16 protein-coding genes are annotated in these 15,828 nt (G+C 67.3%); 5 read left to right on the top strand and 11 right to left on the bottom strand.

Annotated features, from left to right (window positions below; genetic code table 11):
• The 4 genes from G3N62_RS29290 to G3N62_RS29275 form a co-directional block, all read right to left on the bottom strand.
• Nucleotides 1-2,515 (bottom strand): transglycosylase domain-containing protein (locus tag G3N62_RS29290; RefSeq protein ID WP_206141372.1); only part of this gene is annotated, 2,515 nt, incomplete at its 3' end.
• Between the two features lie 173 nt (nt 2,516-2,688).
• Nucleotides 2,689-3,696: a trans-3-hydroxy-L-proline dehydratase gene (lhpH, locus tag G3N62_RS29285; protein WP_124669342.1), complete on the bottom strand. Its 1,008-nt coding sequence runs from the start codon at nt 3,694-3,696 to the stop codon at nt 2,689-2,691.
• 69 nt (nt 3,697-3,765) lie between these two features.
• Nucleotides 3,766-4,887, bottom strand: a complete 1,122-nt coding sequence (locus G3N62_RS29280) for a branched-chain amino acid ABC transporter substrate-binding protein (protein ID WP_059556510.1) — start codon at nt 4,885-4,887, stop codon at nt 3,766-3,768.
• Between the two features lie 126 nt (nt 4,888-5,013).
• Nucleotides 5,014-5,751, bottom strand: coding sequence for a GntR family transcriptional regulator (locus tag G3N62_RS29275; protein ID WP_034191422.1), 738 nt, complete (start codon nt 5,749-5,751; stop codon nt 5,014-5,016).
• A 262-nt stretch (nt 5,752-6,013) separates the two neighbouring features.
• Here G3N62_RS29275 and lhpI point away from each other — a divergent pair, with 262 nt between their 5' ends.
• The 3 genes from lhpI to G3N62_RS29260 all read left to right on the top strand — a co-directional run bounded on the left by lhpI (nt 6,014) and on the right by G3N62_RS29260 (nt 8,298).
• Nucleotides 6,014-6,949, top strand: coding sequence for a bifunctional Delta(1)-pyrroline-2-carboxylate/Delta(1)-piperideine-2-carboxylate reductase (gene lhpI / locus G3N62_RS29270; RefSeq protein ID WP_034191677.1), 936 nt, complete (start codon nt 6,014-6,016; stop codon nt 6,947-6,949).
• 151 nt (nt 6,950-7,100) lie between these two features.
• Nucleotides 7,101-7,505 (top strand): response regulator transcription factor, encoded by a 405-nt coding sequence (locus tag G3N62_RS29265; RefSeq protein WP_034191423.1) that lies wholly within the window; start codon nt 7,101-7,103, stop codon nt 7,503-7,505.
• Between the two features lie 16 nt (nt 7,506-7,521).
• Complete coding sequence (locus G3N62_RS29260; RefSeq protein WP_034191424.1) at nt 7,522-8,298, top strand: helix-turn-helix domain-containing protein; 777 nt, start codon at nt 7,522-7,524, stop codon at nt 8,296-8,298.
• A gap of 14 nt (nt 8,299-8,312) precedes the next feature.
• Here the strand turns inward: G3N62_RS29260 and G3N62_RS29255 are convergent, their stop codons facing one another.
• The 6 genes from G3N62_RS29255 to G3N62_RS29230 form a co-directional block, all read right to left on the bottom strand.
• Nucleotides 8,313-8,639 (bottom strand): hypothetical protein, encoded by a 327-nt coding sequence (locus G3N62_RS29255; protein WP_034191425.1) that lies wholly within the window; start codon nt 8,637-8,639, stop codon nt 8,313-8,315.
• Nucleotides 8,640-8,793: 154 nt separating this feature from the next.
• Nucleotides 8,794-9,033: a hypothetical protein gene (locus tag G3N62_RS29250; RefSeq protein WP_034191426.1), complete on the bottom strand. Its 240-nt coding sequence runs from the start codon at nt 9,031-9,033 to the stop codon at nt 8,794-8,796.
• Nucleotides 9,034-9,049: 16 nt separating this feature from the next.
• Nucleotides 9,050-9,340: a DUF1488 domain-containing protein gene (locus G3N62_RS29245; RefSeq protein WP_034191427.1), complete on the bottom strand. Its 291-nt coding sequence runs from the start codon at nt 9,338-9,340 to the stop codon at nt 9,050-9,052.
• A gap of 111 nt (nt 9,341-9,451) precedes the next feature.
• Nucleotides 9,452-9,850, bottom strand: a complete 399-nt coding sequence (locus G3N62_RS29240) for a DUF488 family protein (protein ID WP_034191428.1) — start codon at nt 9,848-9,850, stop codon at nt 9,452-9,454.
• Nucleotides 9,851-10,020: 170 nt separating this feature from the next.
• On the bottom strand, nt 10,021-11,223 hold the full coding sequence (locus G3N62_RS29235) for an amino acid aminotransferase (RefSeq protein ID WP_034191429.1): 1,203 nt from the start codon (nt 11,221-11,223) through the stop codon (nt 10,021-10,023).
• Between the two features lie 45 nt (nt 11,224-11,268).
• Nucleotides 11,269-12,654 (bottom strand): amino acid permease, encoded by a 1,386-nt coding sequence (locus tag G3N62_RS29230; RefSeq protein WP_034191430.1) that lies wholly within the window; start codon nt 12,652-12,654, stop codon nt 11,269-11,271.
• Nucleotides 12,655-12,976: 322 nt separating this feature from the next.
• Between G3N62_RS29230 and G3N62_RS29225 the strand changes: the two genes are divergently transcribed.
• A complete protein-coding gene (locus tag G3N62_RS29225) occupies nt 12,977-13,450 on the top strand; it encodes an Lrp/AsnC family transcriptional regulator (protein ID WP_049032428.1) in 474 nt (157 codons plus the stop codon).
• Nucleotides 13,451-13,850: 400 nt separating this feature from the next.
• Nucleotides 13,851-14,483, top strand: coding sequence for a type VI secretion system amidase effector protein Tae4 (locus tag G3N62_RS29220; RefSeq protein WP_124608360.1), 633 nt, complete (start codon nt 13,851-13,853; stop codon nt 14,481-14,483).
• A gap of 458 nt (nt 14,484-14,941) precedes the next feature.
• Here the strand turns inward: G3N62_RS29220 and G3N62_RS29215 are convergent, their stop codons facing one another.
• A complete protein-coding gene (locus G3N62_RS29215) occupies nt 14,942-15,799 on the bottom strand; it encodes an EamA family transporter (RefSeq protein WP_124669343.1) in 858 nt (285 codons plus the stop codon).
• Nucleotides 15,800-15,828: the final 29 nt, after the last annotated feature.

The following is a 15,828-nucleotide window of genomic DNA, read 5'->3' as shown; positions in this document are numbered from 1 at the left end:
TGCGCTCTGCCCCTCGTCCCCGCGCCGACCACCGCCCGCCCTCGCCGCCCCCCGGCGGCTGCGCGGGCTGCGGTTGGGACGCGCCCGCCGACAACGCGGCGGCCGATGCGGCCACTTCGGACGCCGGCACCCATTCCTCGACGAGACCGCCGGACGCGGCCTCGGGTGCCGATGCGGCCGACGCATCCGAAGCCGCACCTTCGTCGACCTCGGGCGGACGCTCGATACGCTGTGTCCTGACGGGCGCGGACGCCTTCTTCGATTCGGGCGGGAACCACGTGTCGAACAGGTCCGTCACACGCTCGCGCAGCGACGCGAACCAGCCGGGTGACGGCTCGGTATCGAACTTCGCCTTCGCGTCGACGAGGCGGGCGCGTTGCGCACGCTGGAAGAAATCGCCGACGATCGGCAGCGCGCTGTGCGCGCCCTGCCCCCAGTAGTCGCTGCGCAGCGTCACGCGGCCGTCGTCGAAGCCGACCCACGCGCCGGCGACGAGGCCCGGCTGCATCAGGATGAACCAGCCGTCCGCGTTGTCCTGCGTCGTGCCCGTCTTGCCGGCCACGTCGCCGCGGATCCCGAAACGCGTGCGGATGCTGCCGCCCGTGCCGCGCGTCACGACGTCGCGCATCACGCCGAGCAGCGTCTTGTCGGTTTCGGCGTCGAGCGCGCGTTCGGGCGGCGCCGGCGCGTATTCGGCGAGCACCTCGCCCTGGCGGTTCTCGATGCGCGTGACCATCTGCGGCTCGACGTACAGCCCGCCGTTCGCGATCGTCGCGTAAGACGCGACCATCTCCTTGAGCGTGACCGGGCTCGTGCCGAGCGCGAGCGACGGCACGCGTTCGAGCGGGCTTTCGCGCACGCCCATGTCGCGCGCGAGCCGCGCGACAGCGGCCGGCCCGACCTGCTCCATCACCTGCGCGGTGATCCGGTTGCGCGACAGCGCGACCGCGTCGCGCAGCGTCATCGGCTTGCCGGTCGGCGGCACGTCGTCGTTCGGCCGCCAGATCTCGCCGCCCTTCAGCGGGATCTCGACCGGCTGGTCGATGAACGTGTCGTCCGGCTTCATTCCCTTCGCGAACGCGACACCATAGACGAACGGCTTGAACGTCGAGCCGGGCTGGCGCCGCGCCTGCGCGACGTGGTCGAACGGCTCGCGGGTGAAATCGCGGCTGCCGACCCAGGCGCGGATCTGCCCGTCACGCGGATCGATCGCGAGGAAACCCGCCTGAACGTCGGTCTTCGCCTTGCACAGCGCGCGCATGAAGCCGCGGTCGGCCGCGAGCAGCTTCATCGCGGCCGCGTCGTCCTTGCCGGCGTCCTGCGCGGCCTTGTACTCGGGCGACTCGCGCATGAAGGTGCGGAACACCTCGTTGTCGGTGCCGCAGCCGTCGCGGCCGCTCCATGCGCCGTTCGCGATGCCCTGCAACTGGTTGCCCTGCAGCGTGAGCGCCTGCGTCGCCATCTGCTGCAGCCGCGAGTCGATCGTCGTGCGCACGATCAGCCCGTCCGAGTAGATGTTGTAGTCGTTGCGGTCGGCCCACGCGATCAACCACTTGCGCAACTGCTGCGCGAAGTGCGGCGCCGGCCCCGGCGGCTCCTTCTGGCGCTCGAAATCGATGCGCAGCGGCCGGCGCTGCAGCTGCGCGAACTGCGCCGGCGACAGCTTGCCGTACTTCACCATCTGGCCGAGCACCGTATTGCGCCGCTGCAGCGCGCGCTCCGGGTTCAGCACCGGGTTGTAGTAGCTGTTGCCCTTCAGCATCCCGACGAGCGTCGCGCTGTCGAGCACGTCGAGCTCGTCGGCCGACTTGTCGAAGTAGGTGCGCGCGGCCATCTCGACGCCGTACGCGTTGTACAGGAACGGCACCGTGTTCAGGTAGGTTTCGAGGATCTGGTCCTTGCTGTAGACCGCCTCGATCTTCAGCGCGGTGATCGCCTCCTTCACCTTGCGGGTGAGCGTCGGCGCGCGGCCGATCTCGTCCGGATACAGGTTGCGCGCGAGCTGCTGCGTGATCGTCGAGCCGCCCTGGCGGCTGCCGGAGAACGTATGGAGCGCGGCCGAGGCCGTGCGCTTCCAGTCGAGGCCGTGATGCGCGTAGAAGCGGTGATCCTCGGTCGCGATCAGCGCGTCGACCATGTGCGGCGAGATCTGCTTGAGCGGCACCCACTCGCGGTTGGACGGCTTGAATTCGGCCAGCAGCTTGCCGTCGGCGGACAGCACCTGCGCCGGCTGGTCGACGCGCGCCTTGCGGATGTCGCCGATGCCCGGCGTGAACGGGATCAGCACGACCACGTACGCCACGAACAGCGCCGGCACGGCGGCGCCCGTGAGCAGCACGCCGCGGCGCGTCGGGTGACGGAGATGGCGCCACGCGGTGGCGGCGAGAGGCTTGACCCGCGCCACGGCGGCAGCCGCGACGGGTTGGGCGCGCGCGACCCATCTGGCACAGAAGGCACGCACTGACGACACGTTTCGGCGATTCACGCGGGTGGAGCTCGGCTGAAAAGGCTGCATCGTACCAAACTCGCGCGGCCCCACGGCCGCGGCGGCGTTGCGCGGGCGCGCGCCGCGCGGCTGCGCCCGTGTTGCGCACGCAAAAAAGGCGCGTGCCCCGCAACGGGAACGACGCGCCAAACCTGGTACGACAACCGGGAAACGGCTCGACGGCGGCTGATCGGCGCCGCCGTTCAGCGCACGAGGAAGCCGTAAGTCAGCGGATCGCGCTCGTCGACGATCCAGTTCGCGAACCCGCAGATGTGCGCACTGCCCTCCACCTCCGGAATCACGGCCGGGATGTCGCCGACCGTCGTTTCGCGCAGCACGCGCCCCTTGAAGACCGTGCCGACGATCGATTCGTTGACGAGCGTGTCGCCGGCCGCGAGCAACCCGCGCTGGTACAGCTGCGCGACACGGCCGCCGGTGCCGGAGCCCGTGGGCGAACGGTCGACCTCGCGATCCGCGAACACGCAGCAGTTCGCCTGCGTCGAGCCCGGATGGCGCGGCGCGTTCGCGATGATCGTGCCGTAGATGTGGTTGATCTCCGGGATTTCCGGATGCACGACCGGGTACTTCGCGTTCGCGGTGGCCTTCACTTCCGCGCCGAAGCGGATCAGTTTCTCGACCGCCGACTCGCGCACCGGCAGGTCGAACGGCGCACCGTCGACGTAGAAATAGAACGCGCCGCCGTACGCGATGTCGCCGGTCACGGTGCCGAACGACGGCGTCTCGACCGACACGTCGCGCTGCCAGATGAACGACGGCACGTTGACGAAGCGCACGGGCCCCGCATGCTCGCCGTCCCACCGGACGAAGGCCTCGATGAAGCCGCACGGCGCGTCGATGCCGACCCGCGTTTCCGGCACCGTGCGCTGCACCCAGCCGAGCTCGACGGCGGCGGTCGACAAGGCGATCACGCCGTGCCCGCAATGGTCGCTGTAGCCTTCGTTGTGCACGAAGATCACGCCGAAATCGGCATTCGGCGAGACCGGCTCGGTCAGGTAGCCGCCGTACATGTCGGCGTGGCCGCGCGGCTCGAACATCAGCGCGCGGCGGATCTCGTCGGCGTGCGCCTTGAGCCACGCGCGGCGCTGGACGATCGTGTCGCCGGGCAGGCGCGGCAGCCCGCTCGTGACGATGCGGAACGCCTCGCCGCCCGTATGGACTTCGACGGTGGAAAGGGATCGGGAAATTTTCATGTCGAATCGGATGCGTTGAAACGAAGGACGGCGGCCGCGCCGCCGTCCGGTGGCAAGCGTGGGCGCCGGTTACTTCGCGTACGGCTCCGGCAGGCCGTTGCGGATCACGTAGACGGTCGTCGGCGCGCCCTTCAGGTCGCCGTTCGCGTCGAACGAATAGGTGCCCGCGACGCCCGCATAGTTCGACTTCGCGAGCTGCGCGATCAGCTTCGCCTTGTCGGTGGTCGTACCGGCCTTGACCATCGCGTCGGCGAGCAGCTTCATCCCGTCGTAGTAGTTGACGCCATAGACCTGCGTATCGGTGTGATAGGTGTCGTGGTACTTCTTCAGGAACGCGCGTCCGGCCGCCGTCTTCTCGAGCGCGACGCCGCCCTGCGCGCAGTAGACGATCGATGCCGCGTCGCCCGCGACCTTGCCCATGTCCGCCGAGCAGATGCCGTCGCCGCCGAGCAGCTTCGCGCGCAGCCCGCGCTGCTTCATCTGCTTGGCCATCGGCGCGCCCTGCGCCGCATAACCGCCGAGGAAGATCACGTCGGGGTTGCCGGCCTTGATCTTGGTGAGGATGCCGAGGAAGTCGGTGGCCGACGAGTTCGTGTACTCCTGGTCGACGATCCGGATCCCGTTCGCCTTCGCGACGTTCATGAACTGCTCGGCAACGCCCTGCCCGTAAGCGGTGCGATCGTCGATCACGGCGGCCGTCTTCGCGTTCAGCGTCTTCGCGGCGAACGTCGCCATCGTGCCGCCGAGCTGTTCGTCGCTCGCGCCGATCCGGAAGATGTTCTTGAAGCCCTGCTTCGTCAGCGCCGGGTTCGACGCGACCGGCAGGATCGGCACGCCGGCAGTCGAGTACACGCGCGACGCGGGGATCGCGACGCCCGAGTTGTACGGTCCGAGCACCGCGACGACGCCCTTGTCGACGAGGTTCTGCGCGACCTGCACGCCGGCCTTCGGGTCAGCCTGGTCGTCTTCGGAAACCAGTTTGAACGTGACGGCCTTGCCGGCGACCTTGATGCCGGCCTTGTTGAGTTCGTCCACGGCGAGCCGCGCGCCGTTTTCGTTGTCCTTGCCGTTCGCGGCCTGCGGCCCGGTGAGCGGCGCCGAATGGCCGATCATCACGACTTCCTGCGCGTGCGCGGAAGTCAGCGCGCCGGCGGCAACGGCCACCGAGAGCGCGGTAACGAGGTGTCGCATGATGTCTCCTGATTGGTTTTGAGTGAAACCAATGTAGGACACACGTGGTCACATCGCAAGCAATTTCAAAATAATTTCGGAATTTTGGTCATATTTAAGACCAGAATGCATTCGCGCGGATTCGTTCTACTTCGGCGCGATGTCGCGCCGCACGCGGCGGATGTGCTGTTCGACGTAGAACGCGGCCGCATCGGCATCGCCCGACACGATCGCCTCGTAGATCAGCCGGTGCTCGGACACGTAGAGCCGGATCCGGCCCGCGTCGTAGATGCCGTCGTCCTTCAGCCGTTTCCACAGCGGCTGGTCCATCGTCTTCGCGACTTCGTCCGCGATCTTCACCATCAGCGCGTCGCCCGTCATCAGCGCGAGCTGCCGGTGGAACAGCCGGTCGCTCTCGTTCCAGAGCGCGCGCTGGTGCGGATCGTCGACGTCGGTGATGGTTTCCATCTGCGCGAGATAACGCTCGGCACCGGGATCGGCGCGGCCATGGGCGGCCGCGAGACGTGCGATCGCGGGCTCCAGGATCAGCCGGACGTCGAGTGTCGACGTCGGGCTGAAGTCGGCCTCGGACGCCATCGGTGCGTCGCCGCGCCGCGCGAGCACGTCGAGCGGCGCCGCGACGACATAGGTGCCCGAATTGCGCTTCGTGAACACCAGCCCTTCGTTCTGCAGCGCGCCGAGCGCCTCGCGCACGGCCGGCCGGCCGACCTGGAACAGCGCGGCGAGCTCGCGCTCGGACGGCAGGCGCGACTCGGCCGCGTAGCGCCCGGCGCGGATTTCGTCGCGGATCTTCTCGGCTACCTGCTCGTAGATCTGCAGCGGCCGGAAACCGCCTTCGATTGATTCGGGACGCGCGGACATCATCGTATGGCTCCTGCCCGGTCGCGGGCGTGGATCTGGAATGGGTTCGCACTATACCGGAGCGGTGCCGGTATCGCGCCACGGCAACCCTTCTGGACAGATATTAGAACCAAAACCGGCTCGACGCTTTATTTTCTGGGTTGCGGGTGCGCCAGAAAGTGGTATAGATTCGATCCACGCTGCCTGGTGTCGCGGTATCCGGCAGCCCCGTGGCGGGCGCGGCATGCGCCCGCCGTCCACGCTCACGACGCATACGACGTACACGATGACCGCCCTTTCCCCGATTCCCGTTTTCGATGCGGCCGACACGGCCGCATTGCTCGACTACCCGGCGCTGCTCGCCACGCTCAGGCAAGCCGTTGCCGAGTATGCGGCGGGCGAGATCGTCAGCCCCGAGCGCCTCGTCGTGCCGCTGCAGGCCGGCGGCGTGATGCTGTCGATGCCGTCGAGCGCGCGCGACCTCGCGAGCCACAAGCTCGTGAACGTCTGCCCCGGTAACGGCACGCGCGGCCTGCCGACGATCCTCGGCCAGGTGAGCGCGTACGACGCGACCACGGGCGAACTGCGCTTCGCGCTCGACGGCCCGACGGTCACCGGCCGCCGCACGGCGGCCGTCACGGCGCTCGGCATCGAGGCGCTGCATGGCGCCGCGCCGCGCGACGTCCTGCTGATCGGCACCGGCAAGCAGGCGGCCAATCACGCGGAAGCGCTCGCGGCGATCTTCCCGGAAGCGCGCCTCCACGTGCGCGGCACGCGCGCCGACAGCGCGGCCGCGTTCTGCGCGGCGCATCGCGCGCAGGCGCCGCGGCTCGCACCGCTCGACGGCGAAGCGATTCCCGACGCGATCGACGTCGTCGTCACGCTGACGACGAGCCGCACGCCCGTCTACCGGGAAGCCGCGCGCGAGGGCCGGCTCGTGGTCGGCGTCGGCGCGTTCACCGCGGATGCCGCCGAGATCGGCGCGAACACCGTGCACGGCAGCCGGCTCGTCGTCGACGATCCGGCCGGCGCGCGCCACGAGGCCGGCGACCTGATCGTCGCGCAGGTCGACTGGCAGCACGTCGCGTCGCTCGCCGACGTGCTGAACGGCACGTTCGCGCGCGGCGGGCCGATGCTGTTCAAGAGCGTCGGCTGCGCTGCATGGGATCTCGCCGCGTGCCGCACGGCGCGCGATGCGCTCGAGGCGCGCGGCGCCGGCTGACCGCGTACCGGCATATCGCGGCAACATCGGAGCCGCGCCGGCGGTTTCCCGGACGCGTTGTAGGAAACGCCCTACAACGCGTCGAAGCGGCCTACACAAACTTCCAATTCGGCCGATTTCAATTTCGGCGGCGCAACACGATACTGCCGGCATGAATGCCAGCCTGTCACCCGCCGCGCTCAGGGTGTTTCTCGTCGATCACGCCGTCGCCGTCCGTCAGCGGATCGCGCTGCTCGTCGGCGCGATCCGCGGCGTCGCCGTCGTGGGCGAAGCGGAAGACGGCCAGGATGCGTGGACGCACATCCGCAGTTGCCGGGCGGATGTCGTGATCGTCGACGTGCGGCTCGCGGATGGCAGCGGCCTCGCCCTCATCGGGATGCTGTCGAAGGTCGCACCGCGCATCGTCACGATCGTGCTGACGAATCATTCGGCGCCGGCATTCAGAGAGGCATGCGCGACGGCGGGAGCCGACTACTTCTTCGACAAGACCGTCGAATTCGACGCCGCATGCCGTGTCATCGAATCCCTGGTGCACGCTCGTGTGCACCACCCCTGACGAGCCGGAGTGACTTATGTCCACAGCCACCGCCTGCGCCGCCGACGTGTCCGTCGTACCCCGGCCAACGATTCCGCTGCGCGCGGCCGCGCGCGCCGACGCCGCCAAACATCCGGCCGCACGCTGCTCGGCCTGCGCGATGCGCTCGATGTGCCTGCCGCACCTGACGGCCGCCGAGTACGGCCGCCTCGACTCGATCATCTGCACGACCCGGCACGTTCGCCAGGGTGACGCGCTGTTCCGCATCGACGATCCGTTCCAGAGCATCTATGCGGTGCGCGCGGGTTCGTTCAAGACGGTGATGATGCATCGCGACGGCCGCGAGCACGTGACGGGCTTCCAGATCGCCGGCGAAACGCTCGGGATGGACGGCATCGGCAGCGGCCAGCATTGCTGCGACGCGATCGCGCTGGAGGACAGCGTCGTGTGCATCATTCCGTTCGGCGCGCTCGAAGCCGCCTGCCGCGAGATCAAGCCGATGCAGCACTTCCTCTACCAGATGCTGAGCAGCGAGATCGTTCGCGAATCGAGCCAGATGCTGCTGCTCGGCACGATGTCGGCCGAACAGCGCGTCGCGCATTTCCTGCTGAACCTGTCGTCCCGTTTCGAGGCGCGCGGTTATTCGGCGACCGAATTCAACCTGCGGATGACGCGCGAGGAAATCGGCTGCTATCTCGGGATGAAGCTCGAGACCGTCAGCCGGATGTTCTCGCGGTTCCATCGCGACGCGCTGGTCGAAACGCGCGGCAAGCGCGTGCGCATCCTCGACGCGCACGCGCTCGCGCAGGTCTGACGCGCGACGCCGGATCATCGGCGCAGCGCCGCCCTTGCGCCGCTCGCCTGCCACGCGATCAGCGCCTGCTCGGCCTGGGCGAATGCGCGGCGCAGCGCGTCGTCGAGGTCGTTTCCCGCGCATGGCGGCAGCGGCCTGAGCGCCGCGTCGTGCATCACCAGGTCGAGCCGCACGTCGTACAGCCGCACGCCATCGGTCGCCACGCGCGATTCGATCGCGAGGTGGCAGCCGCCGATCAGCGCGCGGAACCGCTCGAGCCGCACCAGCTGCGCGCCGGCCTCGGCTTCCACCGCGGCGGACCCGGTGAATCCCCGGCAGGCGATCTGCATGCCCACGCCCATGTCCTACTCTCCCGACGGGGCCGCCCGCTCGTCGACCGCCTTGCATGCGCCCGCCCGCACACGATGCGGCGGCACGCGTTTCCCGTGGCGTGGCGCGATTCTGCGATCGCGGCCCGGCCGACAATCCTCCCGCGCCGTCCTGGCGCGGGTCCGTTCATACGTTGAAGACCTGCGACGTCTTCATCTCGATCCAGGTCATGCCAGCGCGCAGCCCTTCGATCATGGCCTCGCGCTCGGTCGGATACGCGTGACTGTGCTCGAACGTATGATGAAACCGCGCGGCACCGGCGCCGTGCTCGACGGACACGCGGCAGCGGAACTCGCCCGATTCGCACGGTCGCGTCTCGACTTCGACCGACCAGTCGCGTTCGTGAATGTTGCCCTGCAGTGTCATGCGCCCTCCTGCGGTATCAGCCTTCGAGCCGGAAGTGGCCGCTGTGCAGCAGCACCGGCCGGCCGCCGATTTCCTCGAGCATCCGTCGCGCCATCGCCTCGATCGCGGGGCGGTGCCCGTCGAATGCGGTCAGCAGGTCGCTTTCGAGCAGCGACCGCGCGCCGAAATGGTCTTCCAGCGCCTCGGCCGTGACCGCGCACTGTACGCAACGTCCGTCGACCAGCGCCGAAAACGCGACGACCAGGTCGCGCGCGCAATATTCGGGCGGCTCGGGCGGAAAAGTGATGTGCATCGGTCGGCCTGTCATCGTCGTGATGGCTCCATGACGAGAGCATAGTGGCGCGCGCGGCCGCGCGCTTGACCCACGTCAAGCGGTCCGCTGCACCGCACGATCCCGGTGCAGCCGCGCGACGCGGCTTCAGCCCGCGTCGGGCTCGATCGCCGCGCCGCGCTGCGCGAGCAGCTCGCGCAGCACGCTGCGGTGGCAATGGCGCTCGTCTTCGCAGTAGCAGCCGATCGAGAACGCCGTGGTGGCCGACAGCGCCGCCAGCAGGTCCAGCACCTTCGCCGGGTCGCCCTGCGCCATCTCCGCGCGAAAGTGGCGCTTGAATGCATTCCATTCGGCGTCGGTTTCGGCGGCCTGTGCCTGGGCAACGAGTTCGGCACTCGGCGACAGCGTCGGCAGCCATACATCATAGTAGTCGCGCGACGCGAATTCCGCCTTAGGTACGCCGCGCGGCGGCCGCCGCACCGTACCGATCCGCAGCCCCTCGCCGGCCGCGCGCGGCGTGCCGAGCCGGATGATCCGGATGCCCATGTCGCTCCCTTTTCGTGTTGCGTCCGATGCCGCATCGTACCGCCGCACGCGCCCGTCGCGTCTGTCTTCCGGCGCATGTTGCCGCCGCGCAAGAAAAAACCGGCTGCCCCCGCGACGGGGGACAGCCGGCTCATCCTGCGTCGTTCGGTGCGCGCCGGAGCGCGCCGCGCTCAGACGCCGCTCTTCAGCACCTTGCCGATCGCGTCCGCGACGATGCCGACGTTCGAGTCGTTCAGGCCCGCCACGCACATCCGGCCCGAACGCAGGATGTACACGCCGTGCACTTCGCGCAGCGCGTCGACCTGCGATTCGGTCAGGCCCGTGTACGTGAACATCCCGCGCTGCTTCACGTAGCGCGTGAGCGCCTCGCCGCCGACGTGGTCGCGCAGGCCGTCGTGGATCGACTGGCGCATCCGCGCGATGCGGCGGCACATGGCCGACAGCTCCTCTTCCCATTGCTTGCGCAGTGCCGGCGTGCCCAGCACGGCCGCGACGACCTTCGCACCGTAGGTTTGCGGGTTGCTGTAGTTCGAGCGCACGGCGCCGGCCAGCTGGCCGAGCACGCGCTCGGCCGCGGCTGCGTCTTCGCAGACGACGCTCAGCCCGCCCACGCGCTCGCCGTACAACGAGAAGTTCTTCGAGAACGAGTTCGCGACGAGCGTCGGCACGCCGCGGCGGGCCAGTTCGCGCACCGCGAACGCGTCCGCGTCCAGACCCGCGCCGAAGCCCTGGTACGCCATGTCGACGAACGGCAGCAGCCCGCGCGCCTCGATCACGTCGATCAGTTTCTCCCACTGGCCTTCGTCGAGGTCGACGCCGGTCGGGTTATGGCAGCACGCATGCAGCAGCACGATGCTGCGCGCCGGCAGCGCGTCGATCGCCGCGAGCATCGCGTCGAACTTCAGGCCGCCCGTCGCCTCGTCGTAGTACGGGTAGGTATTCACCGTGAAGCCGGCGCGCTCGAAGATGAAGCGGTGGTTTTCCCAGCTCGGATCGCTGAGCCACACCTGCGCATCCGGGAAATAGCGCTTCAGGAAATCGGCGCCGACCTTCAGTGCGCCCGAGCCGCCGAGCGTCTGCAGCGTCGCGATGCGACCGGCCGCGCGGGCCGGGTGATCGGCGCCGAACACGAGCGATTGCACGGCGTCGCGGTACGCGGCCAGGCCGACCATCGGCAGGTACGGCTTCGGGCCGCTGTCGCGCTGCAGCGCGGTTTCGGCTTCGCGCACGGCGCCCATCACCGGAATCCGGCCTTCGGCGTCGAAATAGATCCCGATGCTCAGGTTGACCTTCTGGTCGCGCGGATCTTTCTGGAAGTTCTCGTTGAGCGTCAGGATCGGGTCGCCCGGGTACGCGTCGATGTGTTCGAACATGGCTATGTCGGTCTCGTTTGGAAGAATGATCGGTCGTGGCCTGCGTCAGCGTGCGGAGGCGCCGTCGTGCATCGCAAAGCCTGCATTCTTCTGACGGAAGCGATACCCGATCGCGAGCACCGCGAGCCATACCGGGATCAGGTACACCGACAGGCGGAGATCCGGCGTCAGGTACATCACGACGAGAATGCCGGCCATGAATGCCAGGCACAGGTAATTCGTGAAAGGATAGCCCAGACTGCGGAAGGAAGTCTTCTCCCCGGCCGCGCGCTTGGCCTGGCGGAACTTCAGGTGGATCAGGCTGATCATCGCCCAGTTGATGATCAGCGCCGACACGACGAGGCCCATCAGCACCTCGAACGCCTTGCCCGGCATGAAGTAGTTGACCAGCACGCACACGCCGGTCGCGAGCGCCGACGCGCCGAGCGCGGCGAGCGGAATGCCGCGCTTGTTCACCGAGCACAGCACCTTCGGCGCGTTGCCCTGCTGCGCGAGGCCGAACAGCATCCGGCTGTTGCTGTACACCCCGCTGTTGTAGACCGACAGCGCGGCCGTCAGCACGACCACGTTCAGCACGTTGGCGACCACGTTGCTGCTCAGCGCGTGGAAGATCAGCACGAACGGGCTGCCGCCGGTGACGACCTTTTCCCACGGATACAGCGACAGCAGCACCGCGAGCGCGCCGATGTAGAAAATCAGGATCCGGTAGATCACCTGGTTGGTCGCGCGAGGAATGCTGTGCTTCGGATCGTCGGCCTCGGCCGCGGTGATGCCGATCAGCTCCAGCCCGCCGAACGAGAACATGATCGCGGCCATCGACATCACGAGCCCCGACACGCCGTTCGGGAAGAAGCCGCCGTGCTGCCACAGGTTCCGCACGCTCGCCTCCGGCCCCGCGTGGCCGCTCGCGAGCAGCCAGCCGCCGAAGCCGATCATGCCGACGATCGCGGCGACCTTGATGATCGAGAACCAGAATTCCGTCTCGCCGTACGACTTCACGCTCGCCAGGTTGAGCAGGTTGATCGCGACGAAGAACACCAGCGCCGACACCCAGGTCGGCACGCCGGGCCACCAGTACTGCACGTAGATCCCGACGGCCGACAGCTCGGCCATGCTGACGAGGATGTACAGCACCCAGTAGTTCCAGCCCGACAGGAAGCCGGTGAAGTGGCCGACGTACTTGTTCGCGAAAAAGCTGAACGAGCCGGCGACGGGCTCGTCGACGACCATCTCGCCGAGCTGGCGCATGATGAAGAACGCGACGATGCCGGCCACCGCATAGCCGAGCAGCACGGACGGGCCGGCCATCTTGATCGTCTGCGCGATGCCGAGGAACAGCCCCGTGCCGAGCGCGCCGCCGAGCGCAATCAGCTGGATGTGCCGGTTCTTCAGCCCGCGCTTCAGGCCGTCGCTCTCGTTACCAGAAACCATGTCTTCTCCACTCTGTCCGCCTCCGCCTGACGCGGTGCGGCGCGCCTCGGTGTGCCGGGCGCTGTTTTACTGTGCCGGCGGCCGTTCGTGGGGGCGCCGGGTTGGGGACTGCAATCTTCGCGTGAGGCGGCAACCGATTTGCGTCGGCGTGCCGGCCACACTGGCCGCCGACTCCTCCGCCCACGCCGCGCTGCCGCGGCCGCATACGAAAATCCGGGGTCAGTTTAGCGTCGCGACCGCGAAATCGGGTTGCGTAACCCGCCCATGCAAACCCTACATTATGAGATAAGATTGCATCCAGGAGACGAATGAGGAAACAAAAATGCCTGACCCGGTTCTCGATCGCATCGATCGCCACTTGCTGTCGGTGCTGCAGGAGAACGGCCGCGCGTCGAACCTCGATCTGGCGAAGGCCGTGGGACTGTCGCCCGCGCAGACGTTGCGGCGCCATCGCCGGCTGGAGGAAATCGGCGCGATCCGCCGCTACGAAACCCGGCTCTGCGCCGACACGCTCGGCTTCGGCGTCACCGCGTTCGTGCACGTGACGATGGAGCGCGGGCATATCCGCGATTTGTCGAAGTTCCAGAAACTCGTGTCGGATCTCGCGCAGATCCAGGAATGTTTCTCGGTGACGGGCGACATCGACTACGTGCTGAAAGTCGTCGCGCACGATCTGAAGGGGCTGTCGCGATTCCTGCTCGAGACGCTGATGCGCATCCCCGGCGTGAGCGGCGTGCATTCGAGCGTGTGCCTCGACGAAATCAAGTGTACGAGCGCGATGCCGGTGGAAGCGTAACACCCGCGCGGGCGAGGTGTTCACGCGAAGGTCGCCGGTGCCGCAGGCATCATCATGGTTCCGGCTGCGTCAGGCAGGCGTTGAGCAGCTCGCAGGGCCACAGGCTGCGCTTTCCTGCGCAACGTAGCTGTCGCTGCGCGTCTGTCGTGATCGACATTGCCCGGAAAACGTGTTCGACTGCGGCATCGTGCGAGGGCACCGATTAATGGGACGCCCATCAATCGGTAGCAAACTTCACGAAAAGTCGTACAAGTCCAATAGGCGACTTGTTTCTTATCAGCGATCGTCTTCGATTCCTTAATGCATCAGGAATCGACTATGGCAACCCGCCGTAGCAACAGCCAGCGATCCGACCGCTTCCGTCGGATTCGTCATCGCCGCCACATATGGGGCGTAGCCGATGCCGAACCCGTCCACGAAAGTCCGCACCAATGACACGCCGCATTCTCAAAAAACGGTACAGCTCAAAACACTGACATTTCAGGAGCTTGGGAACGCATATCCGAAGAAGGATCCATATGATGACCCGACCGGCGAGTATAAAAATCAATGCGCGATCCGGATGAGCGTAACTTTCCACGCAATCGGCAGCGGCATGAAGTCGTTTTCTCAGAAAGTATTGAAGCCCATGCCAGGAAAACGAACGCTCGGACGCCTCATCCTCGATGGGAAGGCAACTGCGACCCGCGCCTACGAACTAGCAGAATGGTTGAAGCTTCGCCCATTCCTTGGCTTGGGCAAGCCGGAAAATATCACCGGACAGGATTGGCAGGACAAGGTAAAAGGCCGAACCGGTATCGTCTATTTCTTCGGTTATTGGCGGCAGGACGGTGATTCGGCTGACGCATTCAGCGGCGGACATATCGATCTGTGGAACAAGGACACGCTCACACCCTCGGCTGCGTCGTTCTGGCGATTTCGCATTGGCGTGCCGTCCATGATTAACCCGCTCGATTATCTTCGGGGCCGACGCGGAAACTGGTACTCGGACCTCGCCAATTCGAACGAAATCCTTTTCTGGGAAGTTGAATGAAACGGCTGGCCGTCACCCTCGGCGGATTCATATGGGGCTTGCTCGTTACCTGGGCATCCCTTTACACGTTCAGCCGAATTCATTGGCCCACTACACCGTCACATTCGACCGGCTGCAACGACATGGAGCACTGCGCTCCTCAGGCGGTATTCGTGGTCGGTCTGCTCGCACTCACGTTGTGGCCCTCGGTCCTCTTTGCCGTCATCAATGCGTTCGCTTATCGGCGCTGGTCGTCGCGTAGATGGGGAAACGTGTTCGTTATGGCTACGCTATTCGTCGTCGTTTTTCATCTCGCGAGCTACGCGGCGCCTGCGCTAGGTCTCTTCAGCCAGGCCGGATCACCCGAGCGGCGCAACGCAGTTTGTGCGCCGCCTCGCCCCGTCAAGCGACAGCCCGTTACATCGGTGCGTGTGACGATTTCGTCTGCAACCACCTAAACTTCCGACTGTCGTCAATGCTCACCGCACCGCCTCGAACGCACTGATCAACAACGCCCCGCAAGCAATCACCATGCACCCTGCCGTCCGGCGCGGCGTCAGCCGCTCGCCGAGATACACGCGCGCGATCAGCGCCGCGAACACCACGCTCGTCTCGCGCAGCGCCGACACCGGCCCCATCGGCGCCCGGTCCATCGCCCAGATGACGATGCCGTACGCAAGCGCGGCGAACACCCCGCCGCATGCGGCCTTCGCCGTTTCGCCGACCTCCTGCGTCAGCCGCAACGGCCCCGCGCGCAGCCGGTAGTACGCGGCCATCATCGCCCCCGTCAGCACGAACATCCACGCGGTATAGCCGACCGTGTTGCCGCTCTCGCGCACGCCGATCCCGTCGACCACGCTGTACGCCGCGATCGACACGCCGGTCGCGAACGCGGTCGGCAGCACCCTCGCGATCGGATGCGTTGCGCCGCGTCCGCGATCCAGCCCGATCGCCAGGATGCCCGCGCAGATCAGCACGAGCCCGCCTTGCGCGCCGACGTTCAGCCGCTCGCCCGCGAACGCCGCCGCGCCGAGCGTGACGAGCAGCGGCGCGGTGCCGCGCGCGACCGGATACGCGACGGTCAGGTCGCCATGCTCGTACGCGCGCACGAGCAGCAACGTGTAGACGACGTGCAGCACCGCCGACGCGACGACGCACAACCAGCTCGACGCTGAAATGGGCGCGGCGGCCGGCAGGAACAGCAGCGCGAACAGCCCGATCGCGATCTGCAGCACGGTGGCCGAACGCAGCCGGTCGCCGCTGCCGCGGACCAGCGCGTTCCACGCCGCATGGAGGAACGCGGCGCACAGCACGGCAAACAGGACGGGAATCGGCACGATGAATACTCGCAGACGCGCGCCGACGA

It is taken from the genome of Burkholderia sp. Tr-20355 (assembly GCF_017104685.1).
GTDB classification, from domain to species: Bacteria; Pseudomonadota; Gammaproteobacteria; order Burkholderiales; family Burkholderiaceae; genus Burkholderia; species Burkholderia seminalis.
The sequence above is the reverse complement of the archived record's forward strand: the minus strand, read 5'-3'. Positions and strand labels throughout refer to the sequence as shown.

What these genes read in the sequence shown, in the direction of transcription:
- G3N62_RS29235 (WP_034191429.1), bottom strand. Translation starts at nt 11,223, where the DNA reads ATGTTCGAACACATCGACGCGTACCCGGGCGACCCGATCCTGACGCTC.
- G3N62_RS29240 (WP_034191428.1), bottom strand. Translation starts at nt 9,850, where the DNA reads ATGGGCATCCGGATCATCCGGCTCGGCACGCCGCGCGCGGCCGGCGAG.
- G3N62_RS29250 (WP_034191426.1), bottom strand. Translation starts at nt 9,033, where the DNA reads ATGACACTGCAGGGCAACATTCACGAACGCGACTGGTCGGTCGAAGTC.
- G3N62_RS29255 (WP_034191425.1), bottom strand. Translation starts at nt 8,639, where the DNA reads ATGGGCGTGGGCATGCAGATCGCCTGCCGGGGATTCACCGGGTCCGCC.
- G3N62_RS29260 (WP_034191424.1), top strand. Translation starts at nt 7,522, where the DNA reads ATGTCCACAGCCACCGCCTGCGCCGCCGACGTGTCCGTCGTACCCCGG.
- G3N62_RS29245 (WP_034191427.1), bottom strand. Translation starts at nt 9,340, where the DNA reads ATGACAGGCCGACCGATGCACATCACTTTTCCGCCCGAGCCGCCCGAA.
- G3N62_RS29220 (WP_124608360.1), top strand. Translation starts at nt 13,851, where the DNA reads ATGCCGAACCCGTCCACGAAAGTCCGCACCAATGACACGCCGCATTCT.
- lhpI (WP_034191677.1), top strand. Translation starts at nt 6,014, where the DNA reads ATGACCGCCCTTTCCCCGATTCCCGTTTTCGATGCGGCCGACACGGCC.
- G3N62_RS29265 (WP_034191423.1), top strand. Translation starts at nt 7,101, where the DNA reads ATGAATGCCAGCCTGTCACCCGCCGCGCTCAGGGTGTTTCTCGTCGAT.
- G3N62_RS29225 (WP_049032428.1), top strand. Translation starts at nt 12,977, where the DNA reads ATGCCTGACCCGGTTCTCGATCGCATCGATCGCCACTTGCTGTCGGTG.
- G3N62_RS29230 (WP_034191430.1), bottom strand. Translation starts at nt 12,654, where the DNA reads ATGGTTTCTGGTAACGAGAGCGACGGCCTGAAGCGCGGGCTGAAGAAC.
- G3N62_RS29280 (WP_059556510.1), bottom strand. Translation starts at nt 4,887, where the DNA reads ATGCGACACCTCGTTACCGCGCTCTCGGTGGCCGTTGCCGCCGGCGCG.
- G3N62_RS29275 (WP_034191422.1), bottom strand. Translation starts at nt 5,751, where the DNA reads ATGATGTCCGCGCGTCCCGAATCAATCGAAGGCGGTTTCCGGCCGCTG.
- lhpH (WP_124669342.1), bottom strand. Translation starts at nt 3,696, where the DNA reads ATGAAAATTTCCCGATCCCTTTCCACCGTCGAAGTCCATACGGGCGGC.